This window comes from Paraburkholderia terricola (genome assembly GCF_900142195.1).
In the GTDB taxonomy this organism is placed as follows: Bacteria; Pseudomonadota; Gammaproteobacteria; order Burkholderiales; family Burkholderiaceae; genus Paraburkholderia; species Paraburkholderia terricola.
In genome coordinates, this window is the sequence record NZ_FRAB01000059.1 from 24581 (window position 1) to 35162 (window position 10582).

Genomic DNA, 10582 nt, shown 5'->3' on the forward strand with positions numbered 1-10582 from the left:
CCGTCATGAGTCTGCGTATCCTGATCGCCGACGACCACGCGGTGGTTCGCCAGGGTGTCCGTCAATTGCTGCTCGACCGCGGCGTCGCCCGCGAAGTCACCGAGGCGCAAAGCGGCGCCGAAGCGCTCGACGCCGTCACCCTGCATGGCTACGACGTGGTGCTGCTCGACATTTCGCTGCCCGACATGAACGGCGTGGAAGTGCTCAAGCGTCTGAAGCGCAAGGCGCCGCGCGTGGCCGTGCTGATGTTCTCGATGTATCGCGAGGACCAGTACGCGGTGCGCGCGTTGAAGGCCGGGGCCGCCGGCTACCTGTCCAAAACGGTCGATGCCGCGCAGATGATCGGCGCGATCCAGCAGGTCGCCGCAGGCCGCAAATATGTGAGCCCGGCGATGGCCGAAGCGCTGGCCGACTACGTCTCCTTCGACGGCGAACAATTGCCGCACGAGAAGCTCTCCGATCGCGAATATCAGACGCTGTGCATGCTCGCATCGGGCAAACGGCTGACGGACATCGCCGCGGCGCTGTCGCTGTCGGTGAAGACGGTTAGCGTGTATCGCACACGGCTACTCGAGAAGATGAAGCTGCGCAACAACGCCGAACTGACCTTCTATGTGATGAGCAACCGCCTGGTCGATCTGAATCCGGCGATGGCGGGCTGACATCTGCTTCCGGCAACGCGACGCCGCTGCGTCGCTGAATGGCGCGCGCCCCGACGAGCGAGCGTGCGCGAGAGCGATTCTGAGCGGCCCGGCCGCGCATCGTGCGAAGGCTTTGCCGATGGCCATTGTCTGGCGCGGGAATGTGCCATCGGCATCCCGCTGGGAGGGATTTTCCGCCCTTCACCATCGCCCGTAAAAAGCTGATCCCAAAATGGTGCGGCGGCGCGCATCCGCTAAAATCGTGGGTTTTCCGACATTCGGCGCGCAAGATGCGTGCACTACTGGAGACCCCGCCAATGTCCCTGTTTCGCAAGAAGAGCGTCGAGCACATGATCGCGGCGAGCGCTCAAAACGCCGGCCTGAAGAAAGCGCTCGGCGCGCTCGATCTGACTTTCCTCGGTGTCGGCGCCATCATCGGCACAGGCATTTTCGTGCTGACCGGCACGGGCGCCGTCCAGGCCGGGCCGGCGCTGATGGTCTCCTTCCTGGTCGCGGCGATCGCGTGCGGTTTCGCCGCACTGGCCTACGCCGAGTTCGCGTCGACGATTCCGGTGGCGGGTTCCATCTACACGTACTCGTACGCGACGCTCGGCGAACTGGCCGCGTGGATCATCGGCTGGGACTTGATGCTGGAGTATGGGCTGGCCACGTCGGCGGTATCGGTGGGCTGGTCGGGCTATCTGCAATCGCTGCTGTCGGGCTTCGGCGTTTCGTTGCCCGTTGCGTTGACGGCGGCGCCGGGCGCATTGCCGGGCCAGGACACGTTCTTCAATCTGCCCGCGTTCCTCGTGATGATGGCGATTACGGCGTTGCTGTCCGTCGGCGTGCGCGAATCCACGCGAATCAACAACGTGATGGTGGCGATCAAGGTGACCGTGGTGCTGCTGGTGATCGGCGTGGGCGTCTTTCACGTGACGCCGGCCAACTGGCATCCGTTCATGCCGAATGGCTGGAGCGGCGTATTCGGCGCGGCGGCGGTGATGTTCTTCGCGTTCATCGGTTTCGATTCGGTGTCGTCCGCGGCCGAGGAAGTGAAGAACCCGAAGCGCGATCTGCCGATCGGGATCATTGCATCGCTGGGCGTGTGCGCGGTGTTGTACGTGGCGGTGGCGGCGGTTGTCACGGGCATCGTGCCGTCGGCGCAGTTCGCGGATATTCCGAATCCGGTGTCGTACGCGTTGCAGGTGGCCGGTCAAACGTGGGTGGCCGGCTTTATCGACCTGGGCGCCGTGCTGGGCATGCTGACGGTGATTCTGGTGATGGCTTATGGGCAGACGCGGGTGATCTTCGCGATGTCGCGTGATGGCTTGTTGCCCGCGAGACTGTCGCGGGTGCATCCGAGGTTTGCCACGCCGTTTTTTACTACGTGGCTGGTGGGGATTTTCTTCGGTTTGATTGGTGCGCTGGTGCCGTTGAAGGTGCTGGCCGAGCTGATCAACATCGGAACCCTGGCCGCGTTTTCGATGGTGTCGATTGCGGTGCTCGTTTTGCGTAAGACGCATCCTGAGTTGCCTCGGGCGTTTCGCTGCCCTGGTGTGCCGGTTGTGCCGGTGTTGGCTGTTGCCTCCTGTCTGTTTTTAATGGCCAATCTTCAGGCTGTCACCTGGGTGGCGTTTGTGGTCTGGTTGCTCGTTGGGATGGTTATTTATTTTGGGTATTCGCGGCGGCGGTCGAAGTTGGCGGTTAAGTAGGGGTTTTGGTTTTTTGCCTGCTCGGCGGTTTGGGTTCGTTGCCTTGGTGGGTTGGCCTTTCCTTGATTTGTTAGTGGTCTATTGGCGTTGCCCCTGTGCGGGGCAGCACCTACTTTCTTCGACGTATGAAAGCGCTGGAGCGGCAGGACCGTGAACCGCGCAGTTCGACGGCCGACCCGAGCGATGATCCAAGACCTCTGCCGGCTCGGACCAGCGTGACGCAGCGGCAAACCGGGGCATGTGAAAGAAGAACCGGAAACACCACCAACAACACTGCGGGAGCAAAAAAATCAAACGCTACAAGCCGCCCCACCCGAAGCCGCAATCTCCCGCGCTGCCTTGGCGCCTTCAACCTGCAGCAAGGTAGGCAAGGAAACCCCGTTCTTGGCCGCCGTCACCTCGGCAAGAATCGACACGGCGATCTCAGGCGGCGTCCGACTGCCGATATAAATCCCGACCGGCCCATGCAAGCGCGCGAGTTCAGTGTCGTTCAGGTCGAACTCCTTCAACCGCTCGCGCCGCGCCTGATTGTTCCGTCTGGAACCCAAGGCGCCGACATAAAAAGCCGGCGTCTTCAACGCCTCCATCAACGCAAGATCGTCGAGCTTCGGATCATGCGTCAGCGCGATCACCGCGCAACGCTCATCGAGCTTCATCTCTGTCACCGTATCGTCCGGCATCGTGCGAACGATCTTCGTGCCCGGAATGTTCCACTCCTCGGTGTACTCCTCGCGCGGATCGCAGACCGTCACCTGATAGTCGAGCCCCACCGCGATGTGGCACAGATAGCGCGACAACTGCCCCGCGCCGATCACGAGCATCCGGTAACGCGGGCCGTGAATCGTCAGCAGACGCTCGCCGTCGAAATGCACGCCGTCCGTCGCCTGCGCGTGATCGAGCCGCACGGCGCCCGTCGTCATATCCACTTCACGCGCCACGAGGCGTCCGTCTTCCACCGCGCGGCACAGTTCGGCAATGCCGCTGTGCGGCGTCAGCGGTTCGAGCACCAGTTGGATCGTGCCGCCGCAAGGCAGGCCGAAGCGATGCGCCTCTTCCGCCGTGATGCCGTACTTCACCGCCTCGGGGCGCGTCTGTTCGATGCCCCTTTGCCGCACGCGGTCGATCAGATCGTCTTCGATGCAACCGCCCGATACCGACCCCACCACGAGTCCATCGTCGCGCACCGCGAGCATCGCGCCCTCGGGACGCGGCGACGAGCCCCACGTCTTCACCACCGTCACCAGTAGCGCGCGATGTCCCTCTTCCAGCCATCGTGCGCTGGACTTCAGGACTTCGAGATCCACGCTGTCCATGATTTCTTCCTTTTCGGTGCATCGCCGCCGGACTCGCCGTCCGCGGCCTCATGCGATTCGCTATTTTGCGGCATCGTTTCATTGGCTGCAGGCTCGCTGACAGCGGGGGCCGCCGTGGCGCCCGCGTCGCCGCCCAGCTGAACGCCGAGACGCTTGAAGAACTCGCCGGCGAGCTTGCGCGCCGCGCCGTCGACCAGACGCGAGCCGATCTGCGCGAGCTTGCCGCCGACCTGCGCGCTCGCCGTGTATTCGAGCCGGGTCGCCTCGTCGCCCTCGGGCGCGAGCGTGACGCGCGTGGTGCCCTTGCCGAAGCCCGCCGCGCCGCCCTGACCTTCGAACACGATGGTGTACGTGTTCGGCGCCTCGATATCGGTCAGTTGCATGCGCCCCTTGAAGCGCGCCTTCACCGGACCCACCGACGCGCTCAGCACCACGTTGTACGCGTGCTCGCCGTCCGCTTCGATGGTCTCGCAGCCGGGAATGCACGCGTGCAGGATGTCGGTGTCGTTCAGCGCTTCCCACGCGCGTTGCTGCGAAACGGGCAGCGTATGAGTTTCGCTCAGTTCCATGGCATTGCTCCCGCGGATGTCGTGGCGGATGCGCCCGAACGCGGCGCGCGCGTGAGTTGCGCGAGGTCGCGGCCGAACGCGGCCAGACTGTCTAGATTATGAACCGGACGATGCGCGTCGACATACGGCAGGATCGCCTGTATGCCGCGCGCCTTCGGTGAAAAACCGCTGAAACGCAGCAGCGGATTGAGCCACACGATACGGTGCGCGAAGCGGCGCAGGCGGGCCATTTCGGCGCCGAGCACGTCGATCGCTTCGTGATCGAGGCCGTCGGTCACGAGCAGCACCGTGGCCCGGCCGCTGAGCACGCGCCGGGCCCAGCGTCGGTTGAACTCGGCGAGCGCGGCGCCGATCCGCGTGCCGCCCGACCAGTCGACCACCTGATCGGCGAGCGCGGCGATCGCCACGTCGGGATCGCGCTCGCGCAGCGCGCGCGTCGCGTTGGTGAGACGCGTGCCGAACAGAAACACCTGCAAGCGTTCGCGCGACTGCAACAGCGCGTGGCAGAAATACAGCACCGCGCGCGAATAGCTGCTCATCGAGCCGGATATGTCGAGCAGCAACACCAGCGGCGGTTTGCGTTCGACCACCGCGCGATACTTCCACACGGTCCAGTCGCCGCCCGCGCGCACCGCGTGCCGGGCGCTCGCGCGCAAGTCCGCGTGCGTGCCGTGCGAGGCGGCCTTCAGGCGACGCGTCGGCTCGGTGGCGAGCGGCAGGCGCTGGCCGCGGATCAGATGACGCAAGCTGCGCCATTCGTCAGCGGACAGCGAGTCGAAATCGCGGTGACGCAGGCGCTCTTCCGCGCTGAAGCTGATGTGCGCGTGCAATTCGTGCTGCTCGGTTTCCTGCTGCGCGCTGGCATGCGGCGACGGCGGCGCGCGCACGGCAAGCGCGTCCGCGAGACGGTTGTTGCGTTTGGGCGGCGGCAGCCCGTCGCGGACCTTCGGCAGCAGCAGCGCGCGCAGCTTGCCTTCCCAATCGGGATCGCGCCAGAACAGGTCGAACGCGGCGTTGAACAGTTCGCGCTCGTCGGGCGCCGATACCAGCAAGGCGGCGAGGGCCGCGCGCACGTCGTCGCGGCGGCCGAGGTCGATCCAGTGCAACGCGGCGATCGCATCGACGGCTTGCGCGGGCGACATCGGCAAACCCGCGCCGCGCAGCACGCGCACGAAATGCACGACGTTGCGGGCGAGCGTGGGGGACGCTCCGGCCTTCTCGCCAAAGCCAGCCGAATCACCGCCGCTCGCATCCGATCGCTTGCTCATGCCCGCTATCCCGGCTCGGAAAGACACTGCGCGATTTGCGCGGCGTCGACGCGCGCCAGATCGTCCTGATACTTGAGCAGGACGCCCAGCGTGTTCTGCACCGATTGCGGATCGAGCTCCGTCACCGACAGCGCTTCAAGCGCGCGGCACCAGTCGATCGTTTCCGCGATGCCGGGCGCCTTGAACAGATCCATGCCGCGCAGCCGATGCACGAAATCGACCGCGCGCCGCTGCAATTGCGCCGAGGTTTGCGGCGCCCGCGCGGCGACGATTTCCAGTTCGCGATCGCGCTCGGGATAGCCGATCCATTGATACAGACAGCGGCGCTTGAGCGCGTCGTGCACTTCGCGCGTGCGGTTCGAAGTCATCACGACGAGCGGTTTCTGCTCCGCGCGGACGGTGCCGTATTCGGGAATCGATACCTGGAAGTCTGACAGCAGTTCCAGCAGAAACGCTTCGAACGGCTCGTCGGCGCGGTCGATTTCGTCGATCAGCAACACGCGCCGCGCGCCCGGATGGTTTTCGTCCGGCATCAGCGCCTGCAGCAGCGGACGCTTCAGCAGGAATTCGCCGCGGTACAAAGTGTCGTTGTCGGGGCGCTCGCCGGCGGCCTCGGCGAGACGCAGCGCCATGATCTGGCGCGGATAGTCCCATTCGTAGAGCGCGCTGGCGGTGTCGAGGCCTTCGTAGCATTGCAGCCGCAGCATCGCGGTGCCGAGCATCCCCGCCGCGGCCTTGGCGAGTTCCGTTTTGCCGACGCCCGGCTCGCCTTCGACGAACAACGGCCGCTCCATGCGCAGCGCGAGATACAACGCGGTCGCGAGTTCGCGGCTGGCGAAGTAGCTTTGCGCGGCGAGTTGCGCGAGGGTGTCGTCGATGGAAGCAGGCTGCATGATGATCCTGAATCTGCACGGTGAAACGCGAGCCGGCGTGGCCGTCGCGCGTGCGTGAGCGAACGCGGCGGAAGTGGCGTTCCGCTGCTCGCGAATGCCACTTCGACCGCAAACGGCGGGAATCCGCTAGGCGTTCGCCTTCACCACCGCTCGCGCGGCCAGCACCGGAATCAGATGCGCGCGATATTCGGCGCTGGCATGCATGTCGGTGTTCAGATCGTCGGCGGGCACGCTGACCGCGCGTGCCGCGTCGGGCGTAAAATTCGCCGTGAGCGCGCTTTCCAGTTCCGGCACACGAAACACCGAAGCCGCCGCGCCCGTCACCGCGACGCGCACGCCGCCGGCGAACTTCGCGACGAACACGCCGACGAGCGCAAAGTGCGAAGCCGGATTGCGGAATTTCTCGTAGGCCGCGCGCTCGGGCACCGGGAACTCCACCGCGACGATCAGCTCGTCGGGCGCCAGCGCGGTCTCGTACATGCCGACGAAGAAATCGCTCGACGAAATGCGCCGCCGGTCGGTGACGATGGTTGCGTCCAAGCCCATCGCCGCAGCCGGATAACAGGCGGCGGGATCGTTGTTGGCGAGCGAGCCCCCGATCGTGCCGAGCGCGCGCACCTGGCGGTCGCCGATGTGCTCGGCAAGCTCCGCGAGCGCCGGCAACACGCGCTGGATTTCCGCGTGCTCCGCTACGTCGGCATGACAGACGGCGGCGCCGATCGTCACCGTTGTGGCGTCGACGGCGATCGTCTTGAGCGCCGGAATGCGCGTCACGTCGATCAGTTGCGACGGTTGCGCGAGGCGCAGCCGCATGGTGGGCAGCAGGCTTTGGCCGCCCGCGATGAACTTGGCGTCGCTGTCGGCGGCGATGGCTGCGGCGGCCGCTTTGGGATCCGTCGCGCGTTGATACTCGAATGAATACATGTCGAATGCTCCGCTAGGATCTCAATGGGGTTGCTTCGCGGCGTGAATCGCGGACCACACGCGATGCGGCGTCGCCGGCATTTGCAGGTCGGTCACGCCGAGCGGCGCGAGCGCGTCGATGATCGCGTTGATCACCGCCGGCGGCGAGCCGATCGCGCCCGCTTCGCCGCAGCCTTTCACGCCGAGCGGGTTGTGCGTGCACGGCGTGCCCTTGGAGGTTTCGACGGTGAAGTTCGGCAGATCGGACGCGCGCGGCATCGCGTAATCCATGTACGAACCGGAGAGCAGTTGGCCGCTTTCGTCGTCGTACACGCAGCGCTCCAGCATCGCCTGGCCGATGCCCTGCGCGAGCCCGCCATGCACCTGGCCTTCGACGATCATCGGATTGATCACGTTGCCGAAATCGTCGACCGCGGTGAACTGCTGGATGTTGCACACACCCGTCTCCGGATCGACCTCGACCTCGCAGATATACGCGCCCGACGGATACGTGAAGTTGCTCGGATCGTAGAACGCGCTTTCCTCGAGGCCCGGTTCGAGCACGTCCAGCGGATAGTTGTGCGGCACGTAGGCGGCGAGCGAGATTTCCGCGAACGCCTTGGTGCGATCGGTGCCCGCGACGCGGAACACGCCGTCCTTGAACTCGATGTCTTCCGCCGCCGCTTCGAGCAGATGGGCGGCGATTTTCTTCGCCTTGGTTTCGATCTTGTCGAGCGCCTTCATGATCGCCGAGCCGCCCACCGCGATCGAGCGCGAGCCGTAGGTGCCCATGCCGAACGGAATTCGCCCGGTATCGCCGTGGACGATCTCGACGCTTTCCAATGCAATGCCGAGCCGGTCCGCGACCACTTGGGCGAAGGTGGTCTCGTGTCCCTGGCCGTGACTATGCGAACCGGTGAACACGGTCACCGAGCCGGTCGGATGCACGCGAATCTGCCCGACCTCGAACAGGCCCGCGCGCGCGCCCAACGCGCCCGCGATGTTCGACGGCGCGAGGCCGCAGGCTTCGATGTAGCACGAGTAGCCGAGGCCACGCCGCTTGCCGTTCCTCTCCGATTCCTGGCGGCGCGCCTCGAAGCCTTTCACGTCGGCGAGTTCGAGCGAGCGGGCCAGAATGGTTTCGTAGTCGCCGGTGTCGTAGGTGAGGCCGACCGGCGTCGCATACGGAAACTCGCGAATGAAATTGCGGCGGCGAATTTCCGCTGGATCGAGCTTCATCTCGCGCGCCGCCGTTTCGACCAGGCGTTCGACCACGAATGTCGCTTCGGGGCGGCCCGCGCCGCGATAAGCGTCGACGGGAACGGTGTTGGTGAAAACCGCTTTCACCTCGGCGTAGATCGCGGGCGTGGCGTACTGTCCCGCGAGCAGCGTCGCGTACAAAATGGTCGGCACGCTCGAGGCGAAGGTGGACAGATACGCGCCCATGTTCGCGATCGTGTGGATGCGCATGGCGAGGAACTTGCCGTCGGCGTCGAGCGCCAGTTCGGCCCTCGTGACGTGATCGCGGCCATGCGCGTCCGAGACGAAAGCTTCCGAGCGCTCGGCGGTCCATTTCACCGGACGGCGAATCTTCTTCGACGCCCACGTCAGCGCGACGTCCTCGGCGTACAGGAAAATCTTCGAGCCGAAGCCGCCGCCTACGTCCGGCGCGATCACGCGCAGCTTCGATTCCGGCAACGACAGCACGAACGCGGCCATCAGCAGGCGCTCGACGTGCGGGTTCTGATTCGCGACGTAGAGCGTGTAGCCGTCGTCCTGCGCCGAATAGCTCGCGTTGACCGCGCGCGGTTCGATTGCGTTCGGAATCAGCCGGTTGTTGACGATGTCGAGCGTGGTGACGTGCGCGGCCCTGGCGAACGCGGCGTCGGTCGCGGCCTTGTCGCCGTGGCCCCAGTTGTAGCAGACGTTGTCCAGCACTTCGTCGTGAACCGCGGGCTGGCCCGGATCGGCCGCGTGCGCGGTGTCGACCACGGCCGGCAACACGTCGTAGTCGACGTCGATCAGTTCGGCGGCGTCTTTCGCGGCATTGATCGAATCGGCGATCACGAGCGCGACCTGATCGCCGACGTGCCGCACTTTCGTGTGCGCGATGATCGGATGGGGCGGCTCGTTCATCGGCTTGCCGTCGGTGCTGTGAATCAGCCAGCCGCACGGCAGCCCGCCGACGTTGTCCGCGGCCATGTCGGCGCCGGTGAAGATCGCCACCACGCCGGGCGACTGCTTCGCCGCGGCGGTGTCGATGCGCTTGATCCGCGCATGCGCGTATGGCGAGCGCAGGAACACTGCGTAGGTTTGCTGGGGTAGGACGATGTCGTCGGTGTACTGGCCGTTGCCGGTGAGGAAGCGATAGTCTTCCTTTCGTTCGACGGATGCGCCGACGAGGCGATGGGAGTCGGGTGCGTTCATCGTCTGCTCCTCAGGCGGTGGCCGGCGCGGCGGCCGGGGCGGCGCTGGATGTCTTCATCCCTTCGGCGCCTTCGAGCACGGCTTTGACGATGTTGTGGTAGCCCGTGCAGCGGCACAGATTGCCGTCGAGCTCGGCGCGCACGTCGTCGCCGGTGAGATTGGGTCGACGCTCGACGAGCGAGACCGCGCTCATCACCATGCCGGGCGTGCAGAAGCCGCATTGCAAGCCGTGGCAGTGTTTGAACGCCGCCTGCATCGGATGGAGTGCGCCGTCTTTCGCGAGCCCTTCGATGGTCGTGACGTTGGCGCCTTCGGCTTGCACCGCGAGAATGTTGCAGGCCTTGACCGCGCGCCCGTTCAGATGGACGGTGCAGGCGCCGCACTGCGCGGTATCGCAGCCGACGTGCGTACCGGTTAAGCGAAGTTGATCGCGAAGGAACTGGACAAGTAGGGTGCCGGGGTCGACTGAGGCGCTGATGGGCGCGCCGTTCACCGTCAGACTGATGCTGATCGCCATGAAGTTGTCTCCTGATGGGTGAGACCGGACCTTTGGTTTTTCTTGCCTTCAGCTGCCTGCTCGTGGGGTCCGATAGGGTGCTGCGGTTTTTTATGAGTCTGCCGAAAAGTAAAGCACAAATTGGGGGGACGCGGGGTGGAATTTTTTTCGCCTGGGCGGCGGTGGGGGTTGTGGGGTTTGTGGGGTTGGTTTGTTGGCCTTTTCTTGTGGTGTTAGTGGTCTATTGGCGTTGCCCCTGTGCGGGGCAATGCTCTCAACTTAAGCCTCAAAGAGCTTGTAAACGAGGCATTGCCCCTGTAAACTTCATCGCATAACTCACTGATAAATCAACGATATGAA

9 protein-coding genes are annotated in these 10582 nt (G+C 65.0%); 2 read left to right on the plus strand and 7 right to left on the minus strand.

The window, feature by feature from the left end:
• Window positions 1-5 precede the first annotated feature (5 nt).
• Together rqpR and BUE39_RS30635 are read left to right on the plus strand one after the other, a co-directional pair.
• Window positions 6-662 (plus strand): response regulator transcription factor RqpR, encoded by a 657-nt coding sequence (rqpR, locus tag BUE39_RS30630; RefSeq protein ID WP_073432404.1) that lies wholly within the window; start codon window positions 6-8, stop codon window positions 660-662.
• Window positions 663-958: 296 nt separating this feature from the next.
• Window positions 959-2353 carry an amino acid permease gene (locus BUE39_RS30635; RefSeq protein WP_073432405.1) on the plus strand — a complete coding sequence of 465 codons (1395 nt, stop codon included), beginning with the start codon at window positions 959-961 and terminating at the stop codon, window positions 2351-2353.
• Window positions 2354-2643: 290 nt separating this feature from the next.
• Here the strand turns inward: BUE39_RS30635 and BUE39_RS30640 are convergent, their stop codons facing one another.
• From BUE39_RS30640 to BUE39_RS30670, 7 genes are all read right to left on the minus strand, one after another.
• On the minus strand, window positions 2644-3666 hold the full coding sequence (locus BUE39_RS30640; protein ID WP_073432406.1) for an XdhC family protein: 1023 nt from the start codon (window positions 3664-3666) through the stop codon (window positions 2644-2646).
• Window positions 3639-4235, minus strand: coding sequence for a CoxG family protein (locus tag BUE39_RS30645; protein ID WP_073432407.1), 597 nt, complete (start codon window positions 4233-4235; stop codon window positions 3639-3641). The genes BUE39_RS30640 and BUE39_RS30645 overlap by 28 nt, the downstream gene beginning before the upstream one ends.
• Window positions 4226-5503: a vWA domain-containing protein gene (locus tag BUE39_RS30650; RefSeq protein ID WP_073432408.1), complete on the minus strand. Its 1278-nt coding sequence runs from the start codon at window positions 5501-5503 to the stop codon at window positions 4226-4228. The genes BUE39_RS30645 and BUE39_RS30650 overlap by 10 nt, the downstream gene beginning before the upstream one ends.
• A 5-nt stretch (window positions 5504-5508) precedes the next feature.
• A complete protein-coding gene (locus BUE39_RS30655) occupies window positions 5509-6396 on the minus strand; it encodes an AAA family ATPase (RefSeq protein ID WP_073432409.1) in 888 nt (295 codons plus the stop codon).
• A 126-nt stretch (window positions 6397-6522) separates the two neighbouring features.
• A complete protein-coding gene (locus BUE39_RS30660) occupies window positions 6523-7320 on the minus strand; it encodes an FAD binding domain-containing protein (protein ID WP_073432410.1) in 798 nt (265 codons plus the stop codon).
• 21 nt (window positions 7321-7341) lie between these two features.
• Window positions 7342-9726, minus strand: coding sequence for a xanthine dehydrogenase family protein molybdopterin-binding subunit (locus tag BUE39_RS30665; protein WP_073432411.1), 2385 nt, complete (start codon window positions 9724-9726; stop codon window positions 7342-7344).
• Between the two features lie 10 nt (window positions 9727-9736).
• A complete protein-coding gene (locus BUE39_RS30670) occupies window positions 9737-10243 on the minus strand; it encodes a (2Fe-2S)-binding protein (RefSeq protein ID WP_073432412.1) in 507 nt (168 codons plus the stop codon).
• Between the last annotated feature and the right edge of the window lie 339 nt (window positions 10244-10582).

Excerpts from the sequence above, each read along its gene's own strand:
- BUE39_RS30635 (WP_073432405.1), top strand. The coding sequence starts at position 959 with ATGTCCCTGTTTCGCAAGAAGAGCGTCGAGCACATGATCGCGGCGAGC.
- BUE39_RS30650 (WP_073432408.1), bottom strand. The coding sequence starts at position 5,503 with ATGAGCAAGCGATCGGATGCGAGCGGCGGTGATTCGGCTGGCTTTGGC.
- rqpR (WP_073432404.1), top strand. The coding sequence starts at position 6 with ATGAGTCTGCGTATCCTGATCGCCGACGACCACGCGGTGGTTCGCCAG.
- BUE39_RS30665 (WP_073432411.1), bottom strand. The coding sequence starts at position 9,726 with ATGAACGCACCCGACTCCCATCGCCTCGTCGGCGCATCCGTCGAACGA.
- BUE39_RS30670 (WP_073432412.1), bottom strand. The coding sequence starts at position 10,243 with ATGGCGATCAGCATCAGTCTGACGGTGAACGGCGCGCCCATCAGCGCC.
- BUE39_RS30660 (WP_073432410.1), bottom strand. The coding sequence starts at position 7,320 with ATGTATTCATTCGAGTATCAACGCGCGACGGATCCCAAAGCGGCCGCC.
- BUE39_RS30640 (WP_073432406.1), bottom strand. The coding sequence starts at position 3,666 with ATGGACAGCGTGGATCTCGAAGTCCTGAAGTCCAGCGCACGATGGCTG.
- BUE39_RS30655 (WP_073432409.1), bottom strand. The coding sequence starts at position 6,396 with ATGCAGCCTGCTTCCATCGACGACACCCTCGCGCAACTCGCCGCGCAA.
- BUE39_RS30645 (WP_073432407.1), bottom strand. The coding sequence starts at position 4,235 with ATGGAACTGAGCGAAACTCATACGCTGCCCGTTTCGCAGCAACGCGCG.